At 58.2% G+C, this 25,056-nt stretch carries 21 protein-coding genes and 1 pseudogene; 18 read left to right on the forward strand and 4 right to left on the reverse strand.

Annotation, left to right across the window (positions count from 1 at the left end; all coding sequences use genetic code 11):
- Nucleotides 1–183: 183 nt before the first annotated feature.
- Nucleotides 184–495: a DUF485 domain-containing protein gene (locus tag AB4O35_RS14780; protein WP_049709234.1), complete on the forward strand. Its 312-nt coding sequence runs from the start codon at nt 184–186 to the stop codon at nt 493–495.
- Nucleotides 492–2,150: a cation acetate symporter gene (locus AB4O35_RS14785; protein ID WP_065872672.1), complete on the forward strand. Its 1,659-nt coding sequence runs from the start codon at nt 492–494 to the stop codon at nt 2,148–2,150. The genes AB4O35_RS14780 and AB4O35_RS14785 overlap by 4 nt, the downstream gene beginning before the upstream one ends.
- A 242-nt stretch (nt 2,151–2,392) precedes the next feature.
- On the opposite strand, the gene gltA is transcribed toward AB4O35_RS14785, so the two are convergent.
- Nucleotides 2,393–3,682 (reverse strand): citrate synthase, encoded by a 1,290-nt coding sequence (gene gltA, locus AB4O35_RS14790; RefSeq protein WP_014717728.1) that lies wholly within the window; start codon nt 3,680–3,682, stop codon nt 2,393–2,395.
- Nucleotides 3,683–4,046: 364 nt separating this feature from the next.
- On the opposite strand from gltA, the gene sdhC reads away from it, so the two are divergent.
- From sdhC to AB4O35_RS14845, 11 genes are all read left to right on the forward strand, one after another.
- Nucleotides 4,047–4,421: a succinate dehydrogenase, cytochrome b556 subunit gene (gene sdhC, locus AB4O35_RS14795; RefSeq protein ID WP_003172804.1), complete on the forward strand. Its 375-nt coding sequence runs from the start codon at nt 4,047–4,049 to the stop codon at nt 4,419–4,421.
- Complete coding sequence (gene sdhD, locus AB4O35_RS14800) at nt 4,415–4,783, forward strand: succinate dehydrogenase, hydrophobic membrane anchor protein (protein WP_032889156.1); 369 nt, start codon at nt 4,415–4,417, stop codon at nt 4,781–4,783. The genes sdhC and sdhD overlap by 7 nt, the downstream gene beginning before the upstream one ends.
- A 3-nt stretch (nt 4,784–4,786) precedes the next feature.
- Nucleotides 4,787–6,559 (forward strand): succinate dehydrogenase flavoprotein subunit, encoded by a 1,773-nt coding sequence (gene sdhA, locus AB4O35_RS14805; protein ID WP_065872671.1) that lies wholly within the window; start codon nt 4,787–4,789, stop codon nt 6,557–6,559.
- Between the two features lie 11 nt (nt 6,560–6,570).
- Nucleotides 6,571–7,275 (forward strand): succinate dehydrogenase iron-sulfur subunit, encoded by a 705-nt coding sequence (locus AB4O35_RS14810; RefSeq protein ID WP_003172807.1) that lies wholly within the window; start codon nt 6,571–6,573, stop codon nt 7,273–7,275.
- A gap of 261 nt (nt 7,276–7,536) precedes the next feature.
- Nucleotides 7,537–10,368: a 2-oxoglutarate dehydrogenase E1 component gene (locus tag AB4O35_RS14815; protein ID WP_065872669.1), complete on the forward strand. Its 2,832-nt coding sequence runs from the start codon at nt 7,537–7,539 to the stop codon at nt 10,366–10,368.
- Nucleotides 10,369–10,412: 44 nt separating this feature from the next.
- Entirely contained in the window at nt 10,413–11,636 is a 1,224-nt protein-coding gene (gene odhB / locus AB4O35_RS14820) for a 2-oxoglutarate dehydrogenase complex dihydrolipoyllysine-residue succinyltransferase (RefSeq protein ID WP_065872668.1), read from the forward strand.
- Nucleotides 11,637–11,735: 99 nt separating this feature from the next.
- Complete coding sequence (gene lpdA / locus AB4O35_RS14825) at nt 11,736–13,172, forward strand: dihydrolipoyl dehydrogenase (RefSeq protein WP_065882465.1); 1,437 nt, start codon at nt 11,736–11,738, stop codon at nt 13,170–13,172.
- Nucleotides 13,173–13,376: 204 nt separating this feature from the next.
- Nucleotides 13,377–14,543, forward strand: a complete 1,167-nt coding sequence (gene sucC, locus AB4O35_RS14830) for an ADP-forming succinate--CoA ligase subunit beta (RefSeq protein ID WP_060754516.1) — start codon at nt 13,377–13,379, stop codon at nt 14,541–14,543.
- The gene (sucD, locus tag AB4O35_RS14835; protein ID WP_065872666.1) at nt 14,543–15,424 is read left to right on the forward strand and encodes a succinate--CoA ligase subunit alpha; all 882 of its coding nucleotides are present in this window, start codon (nt 14,543–14,545) and stop codon (nt 15,422–15,424) included. Before sucC ends, sucD begins: the two co-directional genes overlap by 1 nt.
- Before the next feature lie 432 nt (nt 15,425–15,856).
- Complete coding sequence (brnQ, locus tag AB4O35_RS14840; RefSeq protein ID WP_065872665.1) at nt 15,857–17,170, forward strand: branched-chain amino acid transport system II carrier protein; 1,314 nt, start codon at nt 15,857–15,859, stop codon at nt 17,168–17,170.
- 137 nt (nt 17,171–17,307) lie between these two features.
- Nucleotides 17,308–18,045: a DUF599 domain-containing protein gene (locus tag AB4O35_RS14845; protein ID WP_065872664.1), complete on the forward strand. Its 738-nt coding sequence runs from the start codon at nt 17,308–17,310 to the stop codon at nt 18,043–18,045.
- A gap of 90 nt (nt 18,046–18,135) precedes the next feature.
- Here the strand turns inward: AB4O35_RS14845 and AB4O35_RS14850 are convergent, their stop codons facing one another.
- Nucleotides 18,136–18,387 (reverse strand): hypothetical protein, encoded by a 252-nt coding sequence (locus AB4O35_RS14850; RefSeq protein WP_012723095.1) that lies wholly within the window; start codon nt 18,385–18,387, stop codon nt 18,136–18,138.
- 157 nt (nt 18,388–18,544) lie between these two features.
- Between AB4O35_RS14850 and AB4O35_RS14855 the strand changes: the two genes are divergently transcribed.
- From AB4O35_RS14855 to AB4O35_RS14870, 4 genes are all read left to right on the forward strand, one after another.
- Nucleotides 18,545–19,021: a PaaI family thioesterase gene (locus AB4O35_RS14855; RefSeq protein WP_065872663.1), complete on the forward strand. Its 477-nt coding sequence runs from the start codon at nt 18,545–18,547 to the stop codon at nt 19,019–19,021.
- Nucleotides 19,018–19,470, forward strand: a complete 453-nt coding sequence (locus AB4O35_RS14860; protein ID WP_065882467.1) for a PaaI family thioesterase — start codon at nt 19,018–19,020, stop codon at nt 19,468–19,470. The genes AB4O35_RS14855 and AB4O35_RS14860 overlap by 4 nt, the downstream gene beginning before the upstream one ends.
- A gap of 89 nt (nt 19,471–19,559) precedes the next feature.
- Nucleotides 19,560–21,464, forward strand: a complete 1,905-nt coding sequence (htpG, locus tag AB4O35_RS14865) for a molecular chaperone HtpG (protein ID WP_065872757.1) — start codon at nt 19,560–19,562, stop codon at nt 21,462–21,464.
- Between the two features lie 67 nt (nt 21,465–21,531).
- Nucleotides 21,532–22,260, forward strand: a complete 729-nt coding sequence (locus AB4O35_RS14870; protein WP_065882468.1) for a dienelactone hydrolase family protein — start codon at nt 21,532–21,534, stop codon at nt 22,258–22,260.
- Between the two features lie 281 nt (nt 22,261–22,541).
- Here AB4O35_RS14870 and AB4O35_RS14875 read toward each other — a convergent pair whose 3' ends face one another.
- Together AB4O35_RS14875 and AB4O35_RS14880 are read right to left on the reverse strand one after the other, a co-directional pair.
- Nucleotides 22,542–23,408 (reverse strand): pirin family protein, encoded by an 867-nt coding sequence (locus tag AB4O35_RS14875; protein WP_065882470.1) that lies wholly within the window; start codon nt 23,406–23,408, stop codon nt 22,542–22,544.
- A gap of 64 nt (nt 23,409–23,472) precedes the next feature.
- A pseudogene (locus tag AB4O35_RS14880) lies at nt 23,473–23,888 on the reverse strand (OsmC family protein).
- Nucleotides 23,889–24,028: 140 nt separating this feature from the next.
- Here AB4O35_RS14880 and AB4O35_RS14885 point away from each other — a divergent pair.
- Complete coding sequence (locus tag AB4O35_RS14885) at nt 24,029–25,039, forward strand: amidohydrolase family protein (protein ID WP_065945641.1); 1,011 nt, start codon at nt 24,029–24,031, stop codon at nt 25,037–25,039.
- Nucleotides 25,040–25,056: the final 17 nt, after the last annotated feature.

Consider the following 25,056-nt stretch of genomic DNA (forward strand, 5'->3'; position numbering starts at 1 on the left):
GTCTGGCGTTGTCGTCAGGCGGGCTTTGTCGTTTCTGGGTCAAAACCTGTCAATTCAGTCAGTGCAAAACTGGCGATAACCCTCATGTCGTTCTAATACTAAGGTCGTCTGGAACCCTTTGTGCAGCCGCATACAGTGGATACGTACCAATAATAAAAAAGCTGTGCTGCGAGGATAAAAACAATGAACGACAGCATTTACCTCTCGATTCAAAACAGCCCGCGTTTCAAGGAGCTGGTGAGAAAAAGGGAACGGTTCGCCTGGATTCTCTCGGCGATCATGCTAGGGCTTTACTCCGGTTTCATCCTGTTGATCGCCTACGGGCCACAAGTGCTGGGGGCAAAACTCAGCCCTGGCTCGTCGATTACCTGGGGCATTCCCCTGGGTGTCGGGCTGATTGTGTCGGCCTTTATCCTGACCGGCATCTATGTGCGGCGGGCCAACGGCGAGTTTGACGACCTGAACAATGCGATTCTCAAGGAGGCTGCGCAATGATCCGGCGTCTACTGGCAGTATTCGGGGCTTCGCTCTTTGCTCCGGCCGTCTGGGCGGCGGATGCATTGACCGGTGAAGTGCAAAGGCAACCGCTGAACATCTCGGCCATCGTGATGTTTGTCGCGTTTGTCGGTGCCACCTTGTGCATCACCTACTGGGCCTCCAAGCGCAACAAGTCGGCGGCCGATTACTACGCGGCTGGCGGCAAGATCACCGGTTTCCAGAATGGCCTGGCGATTGCCGGTGACTATATGTCGGCGGCGTCTTTCCTGGGGATTTCCGCACTGGTTTATACCTCCGGTTATGACGGCCTGATCTACTCGATCGGCTTTTTGGTGGGCTGGCCGATCATTCTGTTCCTGATCGCCGAGCGCCTGCGCAACCTGGGCAAGTACACCTTTGCTGACGTTGCCTCCTACCGCCTGGGCCAGACCCAGATCCGCAGCCTGTCCGCGTGTGGCTCTTTGGTGGTGGTGGCGTTCTACCTGATCGCGCAGATGGTTGGTGCGGGCAAGCTGATTCAGCTGTTGTTCGGCCTGGACTACCACGTAGCGGTCATCCTGGTGGGTATCTTGATGTGCATGTACGTGCTGTTCGGCGGCATGCTGGCGACCACTTGGGTGCAGATCATCAAGGCAGTGCTGTTGCTGTCCGGTGCCTCGTTCATGGCGCTGATGGTGATGAAGCACGTCAACTTCGACTTCAACGCCCTGTTCTCCGAGGCGATCAAGGTTCACCCTAAAGGTGAAGCGATCATGAGCCCCGGCGGCTTGGTGAAAGACCCGATCTCGGCATTCTCCCTGGGCCTGGCACTGATGTTCGGTACCGCTGGCCTGCCGCACATCCTGATGCGCTTCTTCACCGTAAGCGACGCCAAGGAAGCGCGTAAGAGCGTGCTCTATGCAACTGGCTTCATCGGCTACTTCTATATCCTGACCTTTATCATCGGCTTTGGCGCGATCCTGCTCGTCAGCACCAACCCGGCGTTCAAAGATGCGGCAGGCGCCTTGCTGGGCGGTAACAACATGGCGGCAGTGCACCTGGCCAATGCGGTGGGTGGCAGTATCTTCCTGGGCTTCATCTCGGCCGTGGCGTTCGCCACTATCCTCGCGGTGGTTGCCGGTTTGACCCTGGCCGGTGCTTCGGCGGTGTCCCATGACCTGTACGCCAGCGTGATCAAGAAAGGCAAGACCAACGACAAGGATGAGATTCGCGTATCGAAGATCACCACCATCGCCTTGGGCGTGTTGGCTATCGGCCTGGGTATCCTGTTCGAAAGCCAGAACATTGCGTTCATGGTCGGCCTGGCGTTCTCCATTGCGGCCAGCTGTAACTTCCCGGTGTTGCTGCTTTCCATGTACTGGAAAAACCTCACCACCCGTGGCGCGATGATTGGCGGCTGGCTGGGCTTGATCAGTGCCGTTGGCCTGATGGTGCTGGGCCCGACCATCTGGGTCTCGATCCTGCACCACGAAAAAGCCATCTTCCCGTACGAGTACCCGGCGCTGTTCTCGATGATCATTGCGTTCGTCGGCATCTGGTTCTTCTCCATCACCGACAAGTCGGCGGCGGCAGAGAAAGAGCGTGCGCTGTACTTCCCGCAGTTTGTGCGTTCGCAAACTGGCCTGGGGGCGAGCGGGGCGGTTAATCACTAAGGTTGTAACTAAATAAGAAATGCCCCGGCCGAAACGCTGGGGCATTTTTTTGCCTGGGGTTCTGTGTTGCCTGGGCTATTGCTTTCGCGAGCAAGCCCGCTCCCACAGTTGACCGCATTTCAAAGGATGTACACGGTCAACTGTGGGAGCGGGCTTGCTCGCGAAGGCGGTATGTCAGGCGGCACAAACAAAAACGGCCTCCACTAAGGGAGGCCGTTCTCAGTACAGCTTGCAGCCAGTGCTTACTTGCGATCTTCCAGCTTGGTGATGTCACGCGACTCGTAGCCGGTGTACAGCTGGCGCGGGCGGCCAATCTTGTACGGGCTGGAGAGCATTTCTTTCCAGTGGGAGATCCAGCCCACGGTCCGCGCCAGGGCGAAGATCACGGTGAACATGCTGGTTGGAATGCCGATCGCCTTGAGGATGATCCCCGAGTAGAAGTCGACGTTCGGGTACAGCGAGCGTTCGATGAAGTACGGGTCGGTGAGAGCGATCTCTTCCAGGCGCATGGCCAGTTCGAGTTGCGGATCGTTCTTGATACCCAGTTCCTTCAGCACTTCGTCGCAGGTCTGTTTCATGACGGTGGCGCGCGGGTCGCGGTTCTTGTAGACCCGGTGACCGAAACCCATCAACTTGAACGGGTCGTTCTTGTCCTTGGCCTTGGCGATGAATGTGTCGATGTTCGAGACATCGCCGATTTCATCGAGCATGGTCAACACGGCTTCGTTCGCACCGCCGTGGGCAGGGCCCCACAGTGCGGCGATACCGGCGGCGATACAGGCGAACGGGTTCGCACCCGAAGAACCTGCCAGGCGCACGGTAGAAGTCGAGGCGTTCTGTTCGTGGTCGGCGTGGAGGATGAAGATCCGGTCCATGGCCTTGGCAAGCACAGGGCTGATCGGTTTGATCTCGCACGGCGTGTTGAACATCATGTGCAGGAAGTTTTCCGCGTACGTCAGGTCGTTGCGCGGGTACATCATGGGTTGGCCCATGGAGTACTTGTAAACCATTGCGGCCAGGGTCGGCATCTTGGCAACCAGGCGGATCGCGGAGATTTCGCGATGCTGCGGGTTATTGATGTCGAGGGAGTCATGATAGAAGGCCGACAGGGCGCCGACCACGCCGCACATGACGGCCATCGGATGGGCGTCGCGACGGAAGCCGTTGAAGAAGGTCTTCAACTGCTCGTGAACCATGGTGTGGTTCTTCACGGTGCTGACGAACTGGGCTTTTTGCTCGGCTGTTGGCAATTCGCCATTTAGCAGCAGGTAGCAGGTTTCCAGGTAGTCCGACTTCTCAGCCAGTTGTTCGATCGGGTAGCCGCGGTGAAGCAGAATGCCATTATCGCCGTCGATATAGGTGATCTTCGACTCGCAAGAGGCGGTCGACATGAAGCCTGGGTCGAAAGTGAAACGGCCCGTGGCCGTCAGGCCCCGTACGTCGATAACATCGGGACCAACGGTGCCGGTTAAAATGGGCAGCTCGACGGGGGCTGCGCCCTCGATGATCAACTGCGCTTTTTTGTCAGCCATGTGGCCTCCTATTTATGCTTCAAATCATCAGACAGACCCCCCACGCAGGGCCCGCACCACTATAGTGAGATAAATTCAGATGTCAATTTGCCTAAAGTCTTGCCCCAGAAGGCTTTAACCGTACTTTTTCCTCGAAATTACCTGCCGTTTACGCCTTTTATCCCGCCAGCGCAATCCGCTATTAGGGTGAGGTGAGCGCGTTGTCATTAGTAACCTAACTGTCTATACTCGGCCACCGACCGCCAAGGGCTTTTGGGCTTGCTTTCATTGGGGGTCGCACTCCCTGGGTGGTGCTTACCTGACCAGTGCACTCCCCGACAACTTTGCCCTGATTGTTAGGGGCTCTTAAGTGTGAAAAAAAGCCGTGAATAGCCAACGACCTGTAAACCTAGACCTAAGGACCATCAAACTCCCCATCACCGGCGTTACGTCGTTCCTGCACCGTGTTTCCGGCATCATCCTGTTCCTGGGCTTGGGCATCATGCTTTATGCATTGAGCAAATCCCTGGGTTCCGAGGAAGGTTACGCCGAGGTGAAGGCATGCTTGACCAGCCCGCTGGCCAAGTTCGTAGCATGGGGCCTCCTGTCCGCTCTGCTGTATCACCTGGTAGCCGGTGTGCGCCACTTGATCATGGACATGGGCATCGGTGAGACGCTGGAAGGCGGCCGCCTGGGCTCGAAAATCATCATCGCCATCTCCGTGGTGCTGATCGTTCTGGCAGGAGTTTGGATATGGTAACCAGCGTTACGAACCTATCGCGTTCGGGCCTCTATGACTGGATGGCACAACGTGTGTCTGCGGTTGTTCTCGCGGCTTATTTCATTTTCCTGATCGGATACCTCGTCGCAAATCCGGGCATCGGCTATGAGCAATGGCACGGCCTGTTTTCCCACAATGCGATGCGAATCTTCAGTCTGCTGGCCCTTGTTGCCCTGGGTGCTCACGCCTGGGTTGGCATGTGGACCATCGCGACCGACTACCTGACGCCAATGGCGCTGGGCAAGTCCGCGACCGCAGTACGTTTCCTCTTCCAGGCAGTATGCGGCATCGCGATGTTCGCTTACTTCGTCTGGGGTGTGCAGATTCTTTGGGGTATCTGATTCATGGCTAACATTCCAACTATTTCATTCGACGCCATCATTATTGGTGGCGGCGGTGCTGGCATGCGCGCTGCGCTGCAGCTGGCACAGGGCGGTCACAAGACTGCCGTGATCACCAAGGTGTTCCCGACCCGTTCCCACACCGTATCGGCCCAGGGTGGTATTACCTGCGCCATCGCCTCCGCCGACCCGAACGATGACTGGCGCTGGCACATGTACGATACCGTCAAGGGTTCCGACTATATCGGTGACCAGGACGCTATCGAATACATGTGCCAGGAAGGCCCGGCCGCGGTGTTCGAGCTGGACCACATGGGTCTGCCGTTCTCCCGTACCGAGCAAGGCCGTATCTACCAGCGTCCATTCGGCGGCCAGTCGAAGGATTACGGTAAAGGCGGGCAGGCTGCCCGTACCTGCGCCGCGTCCGACCGTACCGGTCACGCGCTGCTGCACACGCTTTATCAGGGCAACCTGAAAGCCGGCACCACGTTCCTGAACGAATACTACGCGGTTGACCTGGTGAAGAACGCCGACGGCGCATTCGTCGGTGTGATCGCCATCTGCATTGAAACCGGTGAAACCACCTATATCCGCGCCAAGGCTACTGTTCTGGCGACGGGCGGTGCAGGCCGTATCTACGCGTCGACCACCAATGCCCTGATCAACACCGGTGACGGCGTTGGCATGGCACTGCGTGCCGGTGTGCCAGTGCAAGACATCGAAATGTGGCAGTTCCACCCGACCGGCATCGCCGGCGCCGGTGTACTGGTTACAGAAGGTTGCCGTGGTGAAGGGGGTTACCTGATCAACAAGCACGGCGAGCGTTTCATGGAGCGTTATGCGCCGAACGCGAAAGACCTTGCTGGCCGTGACGTTGTAGCCCGTTCGATGGTTAAGGAAATCATTGCCGGCAACGGCTGTGGCCCGAACGGCGACCACGTACTGCTCAAGCTCGATCACCTGGGCGAAGAAGTGCTGCACAGCCGCCTGCCAGGCATCTGCGAGCTGTCCAAGACCTTCGCACACGTTGACCCGGTAGTTGCACCGGTTCCGGTTGTTCCAACCTGCCACTATATGATGGGCGGCGTGCCGACCAACATTCATGGCCAGGCGATCACCCAAAACGCTGAAGGCGTGGACGAGATCATTCATGGTCTGTTCGCCGTAGGCGAAGTGGCGTGCGTATCGGTACACGGTGCCAACCGTCTGGGCGGCAACTCGCTGCTCGACTTGGTGGTATTCGGTCGTGCTGCCGGCCTGCACCTCGAAAAAGCGCTGACCGACGGCATCGAATACGATGACGCGACCGACGCCAACATCGAAGCGGCCCTGGCCCGTCTGAATGCGCTGAACTCGCGCACTGATGGCGAAGACGTAGCTACCCTGCGTCGCGAGCTGCAAAGCTGCATGCAGAACTACTTCGGTGTATTCCGTACTGGCGAATACATGCAGAAGGGTATTGCCCAACTGGCCGATCTGCGCGTGCGCATCGCCAACGTCAAGATCAACGATAAGAGCCAGGCGTTCAACACCGCTCGTATCGAAGCCCTTGAACTGCAAAACCTGCTGGAAGTGGCTGAAGCGACTGCGATCGCCGCCGAGGTTCGTAAAGAATCCCGTGGTGCTCACGCGCGTGAAGACTTTGAAGATCGCGATGACGAAAACTGGTTGTGCCACACCCTGTACTTCCCGGGTGACAAGCGCGTAACCAAGCGTGCCGTGAACTTCTCGCCGAAGACGGTACCGACGTTTGAACCGAAGATTCGGACTTACTAAGGGTGGCTGCCATGTTGAAAGTCAGTGTTTATCGCTACAACCCTGATCAGGACGCTGCGCCGTTCATGCAGGAGTTCCAGGTTGATACCGGTGGTAAAGACCTGATGGTGCTGGATGTATTGGCGCTGATCAAAGAGCAGGACGAAGGTTTCTCGTATCGTCGCTCTTGCCGTGAAGGTGTGTGCGGTTCCGACGGCATGAACATCAACGGCAAAAACGGCCTGGCGTGCATCACGCCGCTGTCTGCCGTGGTTAAAGGCAACAAGTTGATCGTTCGTCCGCTGCCAGGTTTGCCGGTTATCCGTGACCTGGTCGTGGATATGAGCATCTTCTACAAGCAATACGAGAAAGTTAAGCCGTTCCTGCAGAACGACACGCCGGCCCCGGCCATCGAGCGTCTGCAGTCCCCGGAAGAGCGTGAGAAGCTCGACGGTCTGTACGAGTGCATCCTGTGCGCTTGCTGCTCGACGTCGTGCCCGTCCTTCTGGTGGAACCCGGACAAGTTCCTGGGTCCAGCTGCCCTGCTGCAAGCGTACCGCTTCCTGGCAGACAGCCGTGACACCAAGACGTCCGAGCGTCTGGCTTCGCTGGATGACCCGTTCAGCGTATTCCGCTGCCGCGGGATCATGAACTGCGTCAACGTATGTCCCAAAGGCCTGAACCCGACTAAGGCCATTGGTCACATCCGTAACATGCTGCTGCAGAGCGGCGTGTAAGCGACGTGTAGTAAAAGCAGGACCGTTGTGCCCGTAAATGCTACGGCGCAGGCTTCAACCGGCGCCGTAGTTTTAACTTGAGCAGCGACTTACAAAGCCGCGGCTCTTATTTTGAAGAAATGAGACAAGCAGGGGCATTCGGGTTGGTACCCGAACTATCAGCGTGATCCTAAGTGGCTTGTTTTGGTCGCTGCACTTGGCCTTTTGCAAGCAAACTCGGTGTTTTCGCCGGTGGTGTCCCCAAATCGAGGGTGACCAAGCATGCAAGAAAGCGTGATGCAGCGCATGTGGAACAGCGGCTATCTTTCAGGTGGTAACGCTGCCTATGTGGAAGAGCTTTATGAGCTCTACCTGCACGACCCTAACGCTGTGCCAGAAGAATGGCGCACCAAATTTCAGACGTTGTCTTCAGACGGCAACGCTGCCACCGATGTATCGCACGCCACGATTCGCGATCAGTTTGTGCTGCTGGCAAAGAACCAGCGCCGCGCCCAACCGGTTTCCGCCGGCAGCGTGAGCAGTGAGCACGAGAAGAAGCAAGTTGAGGTATTGCGACTGATCCAGGCCTACCGGATGCGTGGCCACCAGGCGGCCCAGCTTGACCCGCTGGGGCTCTGGCAGCGTCCTGCACCTGCTGACCTGTCGATCAATCATTACGGCTTGACCAATGCCGATCTTGATACGACCTTCCGTGCCGGCGACCTGTTCATCGGCAAAGAGGAGGCGAGCCTACGCGAAATTCACGAAGCGTTGCAGCAGACATATTGCCGCACCATTGGCGCTGAGTTCACGCACATCACCGATTCCGAGCAACGCCACTGGTTCCAGCACCGTCTGGAAGGTGTGCGTGGTCGTCCGGTGCTGTCTGAAGATGTGCGTAGCCATCTGCTCGAGCGCGTAACCGCTGCCGAAGGCCTGGAAAAGTACCTGGGTACCAAGTACCCGGGCACCAAGCGTTTCGGTCTGGAAGGCGGCGAAAGCCTGATCCCGATGCTCGACGAGTTGATCCAGCGTTCCGGTTCCTACGGCACCAAGGAAATCGTGATCGGCATGGCTCACCGTGGTCGCTTGAACGTGTTGGTCAACACCTTCGGCAAGAACCCGCGTGAGCTGTTCGACGAGTTCGAAGGCAAGAAGAAGGTTGAGCTGGGTTCCGGTGACGTTAAATACCACCAGGGCTTCTCGTCCAACGTGATGACCACTGGCGGTGAAGTTCACCTGGCCATGGCCTTCAACCCATCCCACCTGGAAATTGTTTCTCCAGTGGTCGAGGGTTCGGTCCGTGCTCGCCAGGATCGTCGTAATGACACCACCGGTGAAAAGGTTCTGCCGATTTCCATCCACGGTGACGCGGCTTTCGCCGGTCAAGGCGTGGTCCTGGAAACGTTCCAGATGTCGCAGACCCGCGGCTTCAAGACCGGCGGTACCGTTCACATCGTCATCAACAACCAGGTTGGCTTCACCATCAGCAACCCGCTGGACGCGCGCTCTACCGAGTACGCGACCGACGTTGCCAAGATGATCCAGGCGCCGATCCTCCATGTGAATGGCGATGATCCGGAAGCTGTGCTGTTTGTGACCCAGTTGGCCATTGATTACCGCATGCAGTTCAAGCGTGACGTGGTGATCGACCTGGTTTGCTACCGCCGTCGCGGTCACAACGAAGCGGACGAGCCAAGCGGTACTCAGCCGTTGATGTATCAGCAGATCACCAAGCAGCGCACTACCCGTGAGCTGTACGCCGAAAGCCTGACCAAGGCCGGCGTGGTTGACGATGCGCGTGTTCAGGCGAAAGTCGATGAATACCGCAACGCGCTGGACAATGGTTTGCATGTTGTAAAAAGCCTGGTTAAAGAGCCGAACAAAGAGTTGTTCGTTGACTGGCGTCCGTACCTGGGCCACGCCTGGACTGCGCGTCACGATACGTCGTTCGATCTGAAGACCTTGCAGGAATTGTCCGCCAAGCTGCTGGAAATCCCGGAAGGTTTCGTGGTTCAGCGCCAGGTTGCGAAGATCTACGAAGACCGTCAGAAGATGCAAGCCGGCGGCCTGCCGATCAACTGGGGTTACGCCGAAACCATGGCGTACGCGACCCTGGCGTTCGAAGGTCACCCGATCCGCATGACTGGCCAGGACATCGGCCGTGGTACGTTCTCGCACCGTCATGCCGTGCTGCACAACCAGAAAGACGCGGGCACCTACATCCCGTTGCAGAACCTGTACGCAGGCCAGCCACGTTTCGACCTGTACGATTCGTTCCTGTCCGAAGAAGCCGTACTGGCGTTCGAATACGGTTACTCGACCACCACGCCTCAAGCGCTGGTGATCTGGGAAGCCCAGTTCGGCGACTTCGCCAACGGTGCCCAGGTGGTTATCGACCAGTTCATCACCAGCGGCGAGCACAAGTGGGGCCGTTTGTGCGGTCTGACCATGCTGCTGCCACACGGTTATGAAGGTCAGGGTCCGGAGCACTCCTCGGCCCGTCTGGAGCGTTACCTGCAGCTGTGCGCCGAGCACAACATCCAGGTGTGCGTGCCGACTACCCCGGCCCAGATCTACCACTTGCTGCGTCGCCAGGTGATCCGCCCGCTGCGCAAGCCGCTGGTGGTACTGACACCGAAGTCGCTGCTGCGTCATAAATTGGCCATCTCGACCCTGGAAGATCTGGCGGATGGTTCGTTCCAGACCGTTATTCCAGAGATCGATACGCTGGACGCGGCGAAAGTGACTCGCCTGGTCCTGTGCAGCGGCAAGGTCTACTACGACCTGCTGGAAAAACGCCGTGCCGAAGGCCGCGAAGACATCGCCATCGTGCGTATCGAGCAGCTTTACCCGTTCCCGGAAGACGACCTGATGGAGGCCATTGCGCCTTACACCAACCTCACTCACGTGGTGTGGTGCCAGGAAGAACCGATGAACCAGGGCGCTTGGTACAGCAGCCAGCATCATTTGCGTCGCAGCATCGGTAACCATAAGCAGGCCCTGGGCCTGGAATATGCCGGTCGTGACGCTTCTGCTGCACCTGCGTGTGGTTATGCGTCGATGCACGCCGAGCAGCAGGAAAAACTGCTGCAAGATGCTTTCACTGTTTAACGCCTTCGCGCTGACTGAAACCGAATTTTAAGGACCCACAGATAATGGCTATCGAAATCAAAGCCCCGTCATTCCCGGAATCGGTTGCCGATGGCACCGTTGCCACCTGGCACAAGAAACCAGGCGACGCTGTAAAGCGTGACGACCTGATCGTCGACATCGAGACCGACAAAGTCGTTCTGGAAGTGTTGGCCGAAGCTGACGGCGTACTGGGCGCAATCGTTGCCGAAGAAGGCGCTACCGTTCTGTCGAACCAAGTGCTGGGCTCGATCGAAGAGGGCAGCGCTGCTGCCGCTGCTCCTGCCGCCGCTGCACCGGCTGCTGCTTCGGCTCCCGCTGCTGCTCCGGCCGCAGGCGGCGAAGATCCAATCGCTGCACCGGCTGCCCGTCAGTTGGCTGAAGAAAACGGCATCAACCTGGCGTCCATCAAAGGCACCGGCAAAGACGGCCGTGTGACCAAGGAAGACGTGGTGGCTGCAGTTGAAGCCAAGAAAAACGCCCCAGCTGCCGCACCTGCCAAGGCAGCTGCCCCGGCTGCCGCTGCGCCTGTGTTCGCCGCTGGCGACCGCACCGAGAAGCGCGTACCGATGACCCGCGTACGTGCCACCGTGGCCAAGCGTCTGGTTGAAGCACAGTCGAACATGGCGATGCTGACTACCTTCAACGAAGTCGACATGACCGAAGTCATGGCCCTGCGTTCGAAGTACAAGGATCTGTTCGAGAAGTCCCACAATGGCGTGCGCCTGGGCTTCATGTCGTTCTTCGTGAAAGCGGCTACTGAAGCGCTGAAACGCTACCCGGCAGTCAACGCTTCGATCGACGGTACCGACATCGTTTACCACGGCTATGCAGACATCGGCGTTGCCGTGTCCAGCGACCGTGGCCTGGTGGTTCCAGTCCTGCGTAACGCCGAGCTGATGAGCCTGGCTGAAATCGAAGGCGGCATCGCCGGCTTCGGCAAGAAAGCCCGTGACGGCAAGCTGACCATCGACGAGATGACCGGCGGTACGTTCACCATCACTAACGGTGGTACCTTCGGTTCGATGATGTCGACGCCGATCGTCAACCCGCCACAAGCTGCGATCCTGGGCATGCACAATATCATCCAGCGTCCTATGGCCATCAACGGCCAAGTCGTGATCCGCCCGATGATGTACCTGGCACTGTCTTACGATCACCGCCTGATCGATGGTAAAGAAGCCGTGACTTTCCTGGTGACCATCAAGAACCTGCTGGAAGACCCAGCTCGTCTGCTGCTGGATATCTGATTGAAGCAGCTTCAAGTTGCGAGCTACAAGCTGTAGGAAAAAGCAGCTTGGCTTGCAGCTTGGGGCTAGAAGCTTGTCGCAAATAGAGGATCTATTTTCATGACACAGAAATTTGACGTCGTAGTGATTGGTGCAGGTCCTGGCGGCTATGTTGCCGCCATCAAGGCCGCACAACTGGGCCTCTCGACTGCTTGCATCGAAAAATACACCGACAAGGAAGGCAAACTGGCGCTGGGCGGTACTTGCCTGAACGTTGGTTGCATTCCTTCCAAGGCGCTGCTGGACAGCTCCTGGAAATTCCATGAAGCCCAAGACGGTTTCGCGATCCACGGCATTAACCACGCTGGCGTGACCATGGACGTGCCAGCAATGGTCGGCCGTAAAGCCAACATCGTTAAAGGCCTGACCTCCGGCGTTGCCACCTTGTTCAAGGCCAACGGCGTGACTTCCCTGCAAGGCCACGGCAAGCTGCTGGCCGGCAAGAAAGTTGAAATCACCAAGCCAGACGGCTCGGTTGAAGTCATCGAAGCCGAGAACGTAATCCTGGCCCCAGGTTCGCGTCCAATCGACATCCCGCCTGCTCCAGTTGACCAGAACGTGATCGTTGATTCGACCGGCGCCCTGGAGTTCCAATCGGTTCCTAAGCGTCTGGGCGTGATCGGCGCTGGCGTGATCGGCCTGGAACTGGGTTCGGTATGGTCCCGTTTGGGTTCCGAAGTCACCGTGCTGGAAGCCCTGGACACGTTCCTGCTGGCTGCCGACACCGCGGTGTCCAAAGAAGCCCTGAAAACCCTGACCAAGCAAGGTCTGGACATCAAACTGGGCGCCCGTGTTACCGGTTCCAAGGTCAACGGCGAAGAAGTCGTTGTGACCTACACCGATAAAGAAGGCGAGCAGACCATCACATTCGACAAGCTGATCGTAGCCGTTGGTCGCCGTCCAGTGACCACCGACCTGCTGGCAGCTGACAGCGGCGTGAACATCGACGAGCGTGGCTTCATCCACGTTGACGATCACTGCGCTACCACCGTGCCTGGCGTGTACGCCATCGGCGACGTGGTTCGCGGCATGATGCTCGCGCACAAGGCTTCCGAAGAAGGCATTATGGTTGTCGAGCGCATCAAGGGTCACAAGACCCAGATGAACTACGACCTGATCCCATCGGTTATCTACACTCACCCGGAAATTGCATGGGTCGGCAAGAACGAACAGCAGTTGAAAGCTGAAGGCGTTGAAGTTAACGTCGGCACCTTCCCGTTTGCTGCTTCTGGCCGTGCCATGGCAGCCAACGACACCGGTGGTTTTGTCAAAGTCATCGCTGATGCCAAGACTGACCGCGTATTGGGCGTCCACGTGATTGGCCCAAGCGCTGCAGAACTGGTTCAGCAAGGCGCGATCGGTATGGAATTCGGCACCAGTGCCGAGGACCTGGGCATGATGGTCTTCTCCCATCCGACCCTGTCCGAAGCGTTGCACGAAGCAGCGTTGGCAGTGAATGGCGGTGCCATCCACATCGCCAACAAGAAGAAGCGCTAAGCGAGATAATAAGAAACCACGGCGGAGTTGCCCGTCGTGAGCCTTGCGCGCAAGACTCACCGCGGAATATCCGCTGGACGCAGTCTTGCGCAGCTTTACGGGCCTTGAGCCCCGCAAGTTGCGCAAGCAGCAGTCACAGGTGGCGCGGCACTCATAATGAGCGCAGCGCCGAATGCGCAGTACCTAACGAAGACGGTAAAAAGCATGAATCTTCACGAGTATCAGGGTAAGCAGCTGTTCGCTGAATACGGCCTGCCAGTATCCAAGGGCTACGCAGTAGACACCCCGGAAGCAGCAGCAGAAGCTTGCGACAAAATCGGCGGCACCGAGTGGGTTGTCAAAGCCCAGGTCCACGCTGGTGGTCGCGGTAAAGCGGGCGGCGTTAAGCTGGTTCGCAGCAAAGAAGACGCCAAGGCCTTCGCACAGCAGTGGCTGGGCAAGCGTCTGGTGACTTACCAGACTGATGCCAATGGCCAGCCAGTCACCAAGATCCTGGTTGAATCGTGCACTGATATCGCTAAAGAGCTGTACCTGGGCGCTGTCGTTGACCGTTCGAGCCGTCGCATCGTGTTCATGGCTTCCACCGAAGGTGGCGTGGACATCGAGAAAATCGCTCACGAGACCCCAGAAAAAATTCTGAAAGCCACTATCGATCCACTGGTTGGCGCTCAGCCATTCCAGGGTCGCGAGTTGGCATTCCAGCTGGGCCTGGAAGGCAAGCAAGTTGCCCAGTTCGCCAAGATCTTCGTGGGTCTGGCCAAACTGTTCCAGGATCACGATCTGGCCCTGCTGGAAGTGAACCCGCTGGTGATCAAGGCTGACGGCGATCTGCACTGCCTGGACGCCAAGATCAACATCGACGCCAACGCCATGTACCGTCAGCCTAAGCTCAAGACTTTCCACGATCCGTCGCAAGACGATCCGCGCGAAGCGCACGCTGCCAAGTTCGAACTGAACTACGTAGCCCTGGAAGGTAACATCGGTTGCATGGTCAACGGTGCTGGCCTGGCCATGGGTACCATGGACATCGTCAACCTGCATGGCGGCAAACCAGCCAACTTCCTCGACGTGGGCGGTGGTGCTACCAAAGAACGCGTGACCGAAGCCTTCAAGATCATCCTGTCCGACGCCAACGTCGCTGCAGTACTGGTCAACATCTTCGGCGGCATCGTTCGTTGCGACATGATTGCCGAAGGCATCATCGGTGCAGTGAAAGAAGTCGGCGTTAAAATCCCGGTTGTTGTTCGCCTTGAAGGTAACAACGCTGAACTGGGCGCTAAAGTACTGGCAGAAAGCGGTTTGAACATCATCGCGGCTACCAGCCTGACCGACGCTGCTCAACAAGTTGTCAAAGCTGCGGAGGGCAAATAATGAGCGTCCTGATCAATAAAGACACCAAAGTTATCTGCCAGGGTATTACCGGTTCGCAAGGTAGTTTCCACACCCAGCAAGCCATTGAATACGGCACCAAGATGGTGGGTGGCGTTACTCCTGGTAAAGGCGGTACCGAGCACCTGGGTCTGCCAGTGTTCAACACCGTGAAAGAAGCCGTAGAAACCACTGGCGCTACCGCCAGCGTGATCTACGTTCCAGCTCCTTTCTGCAAGGACTCCATCCTGGAAGCAGCCTTCGGCGGCATCAAGCTGATCGTCTGCATCACCGAAGGCATTCCTACCCTGGACATGCTGGACGCTAAAGTTAAGTGCGACGAGCTGGGTGTTACCCTGATCGGCCCTAACTGCCCAGGCGTGATCACCCCAGGCGAATGCAAGATCGGCATCATGCCAGGTCACATTCACTTGCCAGGCAAAGTCGGTATCGTTTCCCGTTCCGGCACCCTGACCTACGAAGCTGTTAAGCAGACCACTGACGCCGGTTTCGGTCAGTCGACTTGCGTCGGCATCGGCGGTGACCCGATCCCAGGCTCCAACTTCATCGACATCCTGAAGCTGTTCCAGGAAGACCCGAAGACCGAAGCGATCGTCATGATCGGTGAGATCGGCGGTTCGGCTGAAGAAGAAGCGGCTGCCTACATCAAGGCACACGTGACCAAGCCGGTTGTTTCCTACATCGCTGGTGTGACTGCCCCTGCTGGCAAGCGCATGGGCCATGCTGGCGCAATCATCTCTGGCGGCAAGGGCACTGCAGACGAGAAGTTTGCTGCCCTGGAAGACGCAGGCGTTAAAACCGTGCGTTCGCTGGCAGACATCGGCAAGGCTTTGTCCGAGCTGACCGGTTGGGCTGTCAAGTAAGCCTCGCGCTTAACTGACGCTTCACCCACACAAAGGCCACCTTCGGGTGGCCTTTGTGCATTCTGGGACAGCTGAATTCGCGACTGGCGCAGATCAAAATGTGGGAGCGGGCTTGCTCGCGAAAGCGGTGTATCAGCTAGCCAATCAGGTGCTGAAACACCGCTTTCGCGAGCAAGCCCGCTCCCACATTCGATTGTATTCCAACATTTAGATATATGAATGCGACATAGAAATGTCGCTTATCGGACAGTACGCCCCGCAACAGTGCGTTTGTCAGCCCAATTCTGTACCCTAGCCGCCTCTTTATGCGCCCGCATCCCAAAAGGAAGCCGCGCGCTAGACCGGTCGGCTCCCATAAGGGCCGGCAGTATTTCCCTCATCCATAGGGAATCCCTCTCTAAATTCCGATTCAGTAGTGTGGTATTTCCTCAAATGAAAGTGTTGAAAAGCCAGGACATCCTGGCGCTGGGTTTTATGACCTTTGCCCTGTTCGTGGGCGCCGGCAACATCATCTTCCCGCCTATTGTTGGTTTGCAGTCCGGGCCTCATGTCTGGATGGCAGCGCTGGGCTTTTTGATCACCGCAGTGGGTTTGCCGGTGGTCACCGTGATCGCACTGGCCAAGGTTGGTGGCGGTATGGACGCGTTGAGCAGCCCGATCGGCAAGATCGCCGGTGGCCTGCTGGCGGCGGCGGCGTATCTGGCGGTAGGGCCGCTGTTCGCCACCCCGCGTACCGCGACCGTATCCTTTGAGGTGGGCCTCGCGCCGCTGACCGGCGAAAGCCCGTTGGCGCTGTTCCTCTACAGTTCGGTGTATTTCCTGGTGGTGTTCTTTGTCTCCCTGTACCCAGGCCGACTGCTGGACACAGTGGGTCGCTTTCTGGCCCCGCTGAAGATCATCGCGCTGGCCATCCTCGGCATCGCCGCGTTTGCCTTGCCGGCGGGTGACGTGGGTGTCGCTACCCCGGAATACGTGGCTGCGCCGTTCTCCCAAGGCTTCATCAATGGCTACCTGACCATGGATACCCTGGGCGCCCTGGTGTTCGGCATTGTGATCGTCAACGCGATTCGCTCCCGTGGCGTTGAGTCGCCGAAGCTGATCACCCGCTACGCAATTATCGCCGGCCTGATCGCCGGTGTGGGCCTGGCACTGGTGTATGTCAGCCTGTTTCGCCTTGGTTCGGGCAGCCATGAAGTCGCCGCCGGTGCCGCCAATGGCGCCGCCGTGTTGCACGCCTATGTGCAACACACGTTTGGCTCCCTGGGCAGCGGCTTCCTGGCGGTGCTGATCTCCCTGGCGTGCCTGGTCACGGCTGTTGGCCTCACCTGTGCCTGCGCCGAGTACTTCAGCCGCGTCTTGCCGCTGTCCTACAAGACCCTCGTGGTGATCCTGGCGCTGTTCTCGCTGTTCGTGTCCAACCTGGGCCTGACCAAGCTGATCGCGTTCTCGATCCCGGTACTCACCGCGATCTATCCGCCGTGCATCGTGCTGGTGGCGCTGAGCTTCTGCAAAGACTTCTGGCAGGAGCAGGGCCGGATCGTTGGCCCAGTGATGTTGGTGTCGTTCATCTTTGGCTGCATCGACGCGCTCAAGGGCGCGGGCCTGGCGGGTTGGTTGCCGTCGCAGTTGGCGAATTTGCCGTTGAGCGAGCAGGGCCTGGCGTGGCTGGTGCCTTCGGTGATGGTGTTGGTCGTGACGGTGGTGATTGACCGTATGCTCGGCAAGCGTAGCGAAGCGATCGCATAACCCACGTTCGCGCAGTACTGAAATGCCCCGTATCAATCGATACGGGGCATTTTTTATGCTTATGACACAACAACCTTCTAAAGTTGGAACTCTTTAGACTGCGTTAACATCCACACACACCGTGTAACAGGACCCACATGTCGTTCGTCGAAACCAATCAGATCCACCTGCTCGCTGCCCTCTGGTTCGTCCTCTGCTGGGGCGGTTACACCCGCTACGCCACCTGGAAAGCCCGGGACACCGCGTGCCTCGCCAGCGTGCTGCATCTGTATCGCGAAGACTGGATGCGCCGCATGCTATTGCGCGACAACCGCATCGCCGACGCCAGTGTGATCGGCAACCTGGAACGCAACGCCTCGTTCTTCGCTTCCAGCACCTTGATTATCCTGGCCGGCATTCTCACCGTGCTCGGCGCCTCGGAGCGCGCGGTGTCGCTGTTGGCAGACATCCCCATGGTGCAGCAGGCCTCCCAAGGCATGTCAGAGATCAAGCTGCTGTGCCTGGCGCTGGTATTCGTCTATGCGTTTTTCACGTTCAGCTGGTGCATGCGCCAGTACAATTTCGCAGCGGTGCTGGTGGGCTCGGCACCGATGATCGGCGAGCGGCACGTGTCGGAGCAGGAGCGCAACGCATTTGCCCTGCGCGCGGCACGGGTGATCTCCATGGCCGCCAACCAGTTCAACTTTGGCCTGCGCGCTTATTACTTCGGCATGACCATGCTCGCGTGGTTTGTCAGCCCCTGGTTGTTCATGTTGATGAGCAGTGGGGTGGTGCTGGTACTGTATCGCCGGGAGTTTCATTCCGACGTACTGCAAGTGATGGTGTATACGCAGACCGATACGCCGTTGCCGGAAGTGGCTAAAGAGGCGGCTTAGTTAAGCCTTCAACTCTAAATGACAGACAAAAGAAAGCCCGCTATCTAAGCGGGCTTTCTTCTTGCAGCAACGCTATTTCAAGCCGCGGTCTCAAGAACCGGTGGCAGGGGTAGCAGGTGCTGCTTCTTTTGCGGCGGCGGCGTTCGATTCAGCCTGAGCTTTGGCAGCATCGGCGTTTTCTTTCGCAGCGTCGTTCACTTTATCCTGAGCCTTCGCCATATCTTTCTGAGCTTGCTCGGAATGTGCTGCGGCGTCTTGGGCTTTGTCTTCGGATTTCTTGTCGCAGGCAGCGAGACCGAGGGCAGCGGCCAACATCATGGAAATAGCTAAAGTCTTGCGCATGGGGTGTTTCTCCTTATTGAAGATATCTACTGGCCTTTCGAGCATGGCCGTTCAGCATTAGTTCCTTTTGTTACGAAGATATATAAAAACAGTCACCCAGGAACTTTCACACGCGCCACCGATACTGCGAATCCATACAAATAAGAGTCCAGACACGATGACTGAAAATCCCCTGCTAGCGCGTGCGGCACGCTTTGTATCGGCCTTGCGCCATTGTCAGGTGTTGGGCATTACCGCTCATCACGCCGACGCGCAGGGCGTCACACTTGTCATGCCCTACGCCGCGCATCTGGTAGGAAACCCCACTACCGGCGTGATCCACGGCGGCGCGCTGACCTCCCTGATGGACACGGCCTGCGGCATGGCCACCCTGTGTGTATTGCCGGAATTCGAGGTGTGCCCGACCCTCGACCTGCGGGTCGATTACATGCATCCCGCCGCGCCACATCAACCGGTGTATGGCTTCGCCCAATGCTATCGAGTGACCACCGACGTGATCTTCACCCGTGGCTTCGCCTATCAGGATGACCCGCAACAACCCATCGCCCATGTGGTGGGTACGTTCATGCGCATGGGCAAGCGCCTCAAAGGCACGCAAGGGCTGGGCAGTACGATCAAGGGAGAACAGGCATGACCCACCGTTTCAAGACCCGCCTCGAGCAGGCCCATGCGCGCGGCGATTACGAGGCGCTGCTCAACCTGATCCCTTACGCCAAACTGATCGGCATCGAATGCACCCGCCTTGGAGATGAATTGCTGTTTCGGCTACCGGCCAACAAGGACAATATTGGTAACCCAATATTGCCGGCGCTGCACGGCGGAGTGATCGCGGGCTTTATGGAGCTGTCGGCGGCGCTGCACCTGCTGGTGTTTACCGGTGCGCCAGGCATCCCGAAAATCATCGATTTTTCCTTGGATTACCTGCGCGCCGGGCAATTTCGCGACACCTACGCCAAATGCCAGGTGTGGCGCCAAGGCCGACGAGTGGCAAACGTGGCGATCACCGCCTGGCAAAGCACTGCGGCCGAGCCTATCGCCACCGCTCGTGCGCATTTCAAAATCGAGGAACAGAGCCGCCCTTGAAATCCTGGTCTTAGCCCCCAACTTTGATGACAACCCGCCGCCAACCCTCAAGGGCGCGGCCACTGCCATCCAATTGGAGTTTGATGACCATGAGTGTGGAAACTCAAAAGGAAACCCTGGGCTTCCAGACCGAGGTGAAGCAACTGCTGCACCTCATGATCCATTCGCTGTATTCCAACAAGGAAATCTTCCTTCGCGAATTGATCTCGAACGCCTCTGACGCTGTCGACAAGTTACGTTTCGAAGCCCTGTCCAAGCCTGAGTTGCTGGAAGGTGGCGCCGAACTGAAAATCCGTGTGAGCTTCGACAAGGACGCCAAGACCGTCACCCTCGAAGACAACGGCATCGGCATGAGCCGTGAAGACGCGATTACCCACTTGGGTACCATCGCCAAATCCGGTACCGCTGATTTCATGAAGAATCTGTCGGGCGACCAGAAGAAAGATTCGCACCTGATCGGCCAGTTCGGCGTGGGCTTCTACTCGGCCTTTATCGTTGCCGATAAAGTTGAAGTGTTCAGCCGTCGTGCCGGCCTCGACGCCAGTGAAGGCGTGCACTGGTCATCCAAAGGTGAGGGCGAGTTCGAAATCGCTACCATCGATAAGGCCGACCGTGGCACGCGTATCGTGCTGCACCTCAAAGACGGTGAAGACGAGTTTGCCGATGGCTGGCGCCTGCGCAACATCGTCAAGAAGTACTCCGACCACATCGCTTTGCCGATCGAGCTGCCGAAAGAACAAGCGGCCGCCGAAGGCGAAGAAGCGCCGGCCCAGGAATGGGAAGTGGTCAACCGCGCCAGCGCGCTGTGGACCCGTCCTCGCACCGAGATCAAGGACGAGGAATACCAGGAGTTCTACAAGCACATCGGTCACGACTACGAAAACCCGCTGAGCTGGAGCCACAACAAGGTCGAAGGCAAGCTGGAATACAGCTCGCTGCTCTACGTGCCGGCCCGTGCTCCGTTCGACCTGTACCAGCGCGAAGCGCCGAAGGGCCTCAAGCTCTACGTGCAGCGCGTGTTCGTGATGGACCAGGCGGAATCCTTCCTGCCGCTGTACCTGCGCTTTATCAAAGGCGTGGTCGACTCCAATGACCTGTCGCTGAACGTGTCGCGGGAAATCCTGCAAAAAGACCCAATCATCGACTCCATGAAGTCGGCGCTGACCAAACGCGTGCTCGACATGCTGGAAAAACTGGCGAAGAACGAGCCTGAGCAATACAAAGGCTTCTGGAAAAACTTCGGCCAGGTCATGAAAGAAGGCCCTGCTGAAGATTTCGCCAACAAGGAAAAAATTGCCGGCCTGCTGCGTTTTGCCTCGACTCATGAAGAGGGTGGCGAGCAAGTTGTGTCGCTGGCCGAGTACCTGGCACGGGCCAAGGAAGGTCAGGACAAGATCTACTACCTGACCGGCGAAACCTACGCCCAGGTCAAGAACAGCCCGCACCTGGAAGTCTTCCGCAAGAAAGGCATCGAAGTGCTGCTGCTGACCGACCGTATCGATGAGTGGCTGATGAGCTACCTCAGCGAGTTCGACGGCAAGACCTTCGTCGATGTGGCCCGTGGTGATCTGGACCTGGGTAACCTGGACTCCGAAGAAGAGAAGAAAGAAGCCGAAGAAGTCGCCAAGGCTAAAGAAGGCTTGGTTGAGCGGATCAAGGCGTCCCTGGGCGAGGCTGTCAGCGAAGTGCGGGTTTCCCACCGTCTGACCGATTCCCCGGCGATCCTGGCCATCGGCGAGGCGGACCTGGGCATGCAGATGCGCCAGATCCTCGAAGCGAGCGGCCAGAAGGTTCCGGATTCCAAGCCGATCTTCGAATTCAACCCGGCTCACCCGCTGATCGGGAAGCTCGATGCAGAGCAGAATGAAGAGCGCTTTGGCGACCTGTCGCACATCCTCTTCGACCAAGCGGCCCTGGCCGCTGGCGACAGCCTGAAAGATCCGGCCGCTTATGTGCGCCGCCTGAACAAGCTGTTGGTTGAACTGTCGGTTTGACACCGTTGTAGAGAAAACCCGCCTCGGCGGGTTTTTTCGTTCTACTGCACCTCAACTGGAGAAAATGATGAGCCAAGTCACTGTGCGTTCCGTGGTCTATCAGATTGATGGCCAGTCTTATGAGAGCCGCCTGGCATTCGATGCCAGCCACAAAGGCCCGTTGCCGGGCCTGCTGATGGCGCCGAACTGGATGGGTGTGAGTGCAGGTGCCGAAGAGATCGCCAAAAGCGTGGCCAGCAAGGGCTACGTGGTGCTCATCGCCGACCTGTACGGGCAAACCGTGCGCCCGTCAAATGGCGATGAAGCCGGCGCAGCGATGATGCCGCTGAAGAATGACCGCGTGTTGCTGACCAAGCGCATGCAGGCGGCCTTCGAGCAGTTGCAAGGCCAGACCGAAGCGGCGGTTGATACCGCCAGGTTGGCGACCTTTGGGTTCTGCTTTGGCGGTTGCTGCTCCTTGGAGCTGGCGCGTACCGGTGCGCCGTTGAAGGCTGCGGTATCGTTCCACGGCACCCTCGACACGCCGAATCCGGCGGATGCGAAGAACATCAAGGGTTCAGTGCTGGTGCTGCACGGTGCTTCCGACCCGTTGGTACCGAAAGAGCAACTGCCGGCGTTTGAAGATGAAATGAACGCGGCGGGTGTGGATTGGCAGTTGCTGAGCTACGGCGGTGCGGTGCATTCCTTCACCGATCCGCATGCGAATATGCCTGGCAAGATGATGTACGACGCGAAGACCGCTGCGCGGGCCTTTCAGTCGATGCATAACCTGTTGGATGAAGTGTTCAAGGGCTAAATCTCTAGCGCTTGTTCGGGCCTCATCGCAGCATAGGTATCTACACATCTTGAGGGAGCCCTCTGCGTAGCAGCTGTCGAGCCCCGGCGAGGCTGCGTCAGCGGTGTGTCAGACAGCCCGCAAACGCAGCCTCGCCGGGGCTCGACAGCTGCTACGCAATTTCACTTTGAAGATGTGTAGATACTTATGCTCATCGCAGCGGTGCGGCGACCCGACAAGCCAGCTCCCACAGTTTGATTTGTGAACACAGTCAAAAGTGGGAGCTGGCTTGCCTGCGATAGCTACCTCACAGGCAACTCAATTCTTTCAGACTCACCCGGCACCGTCGGCCAATCCCCAGCCGCCCAGCGCTGCCGCGCCTGCTCGATTCTTAAGGGATCACTCGCCACAAAATTCCAATTGATCCGCCGTGGCCCATCCAGCGCTGCGCCGCCAATCAGGACCAGGTGACAATCGGTATCGGCAGACAACGTCATCTCCCGTTCGACCGGCAACACCACCAGGCTATGCACCTCCAACGGCTCACCCTCCAACTGCACCTCACCCTCCAGCACATACACCGCGCGTTCCTCATGCTCATCAGGAATCAGCAGCGTCGTGGCCGTTTGCATGCGCACCTCGGCATACAACGTGGGCGATAGCACCGGCACCGGCGATTTGAGGCAGAACCCATCACCCGCAATCAGGCGGATCTGCACGCCGAGGTTGTCACTTACCGGCAAGCTCGCTGCCGGGTGATGGCTGTAATGCCCCGGCCCCGTTTCGTGGTCTTTCGGTGATGCCAGCCACACTTGCAGCCCATGCAGGCTGAAACCACTGGCCTTGAGCCCCTCTGGCGTGCGCTCGACGTGGGCGATTGCACTGCCGGCAGTCATCCAGCTGACATCGCCGGCCTGTACCACTTGGTCCGAGCCCAGGCTGTCCTTGTGCTGCAGCGCACCGTCGAACAGATAAGTGAGGGTCGACAGCCCGATATGCGGGTGCTGGCGGATGTTCATACCATCGCCCGGCGCGTAGCGGGTGAGCAGCATATGGTCGAAGAACACAAAAGGCCCGACGCTGCGGCATTCTCGCGACGGCAAAGGGCGCAGGATCGGTTGGCCTTCGACGTCTTCGGGGCGAGGGCGGATCACGGTGAGGGTGGTCATGGTGCATCCCAGTCTGAGCGGGTTGGATGCTTCTGAGCATAACCCGCTCGGTAGGATGTTGCCGCTATTGGCTGAAGGCGCCTTCCGCCAGTTGCGTCTCGATGCTGACCTCGGCGGTGGTCATTAGCTTGTGCACCGGGCAGCGATCCGCCACGCGGTGCAGCTCGTCGCGTTGTTCGTCGGTGAGTACGCCCTTTAGCGTCAGCTTGACGTTGAGCTTGTATTTGCCCTTTTGCTCCTCGGTGGCGTCGTGGGTAACTTCCACGGTCACGCCGGTCAGCGGGATGTCCTTTTTCTGGGCATAAAGCTTAACCGTCAAGGCTTTGCACGACGCCAGTGCCGCGTCGAAATAGTCATGGGGGAGGGCGCCGAATCGTCGCCGCCCAGGCTTTTGGGCAGGTCAGTAAACAACTCATGGTTGTTGATATTGACGCTATGGCGAAAGTTGTCCTGGTTCAGGGTATTTACGGTAACAGGCATGGCAAACCTCACAGGATGGCAGGATGAAGGTCATGCAGTTATAGAGCATGCTGGTACTTCGGTGTTCCGCGTTTTTTGCTGGATGAACCCCGGCATGGCGCGCAAGGTCTACCTGTATTCGCTGCTATTGAGGTTTCACCGTGCCTTGGACCCGCTTGAGTCTTGCCCTGTTGCTCGCCGCCAGTAGCCTTGCTGCGCAGGCCCGTGACTATGCCTACAGCGACGCGCACCTGCATTACGTGGATTTTTTCCAGGAAACGGCGGGTATGGACAAGCTGCTCAAGGCGATGGCCGACAACCGCATTGAGCATGTGATGATTTCCGGCATACCGGTCGCGAAGAAATGGCACGAAGACGAGCCCAAACGCCCACGCTATTACGCCGGTGATGACGCCGATGCCTATTGGTACAGTGCCACTGACGTGATCGTCGCCGCTGCGGTCAATAAACTGGCCCCTGAGCAGCGCCAGTACTTTCATCCATTCCTGTCGGGCTTTAACCCTAACGACAAAAACTCCGCGGCCCATATCCAGCGCATGCTCGACCTGAACCCGGGGCTGTGGCAGGGTATCGGTGAGGTGTTCACCCGTCACGACGACCTCACCGCCCTGACATCAGGCGACACCCCACGCGCCAATAACGAAGCCATGACCCGCATCTACCACTTGGCCGCTGAAAACGACCTGCCGGTGATGCTGCACTCCAATATCACCTCCAAGCGCGAGCGTAACCCGCTGTATCTCGCCGAGGTCGAGGAGTCGCTGCGCAACCATCCACACACCCGCTTTATCTGGGCCCATGCCGGCACCAGCAAGGAAATCCACCGGCATCAGGTGCAGATGGACTTCTTACTGCCCACGTTGAGTCGCCTGCTTGAGGCTTACCCCAACCTGTATATCGACCTGTCCTGGAGCATGCTCACGCCTTACTTGCTCGATGAGGCGGGCAAGCCCCGCCCAGAGTGGGTAAAGCTGGTGGAGCGCTTCCCGGAGCGCTTCATGCTGGGTTCTGACGTGGTAGGGCGCTTCAACAAGCTGGGTAAGGAAATGCGCCGCTTTGATCCGTTCCTCGATGCGCTGCCTGCGCAGGTGGCCCACAAAGTGGCGCGGGATAACTTCCTGGCCATCCTGCCTAAGCCGTCGAGGTATTGATTTCACCCAATAAAAAG

This window comes from Pseudomonas sp. H1_A03 (assembly GCF_054685145.1).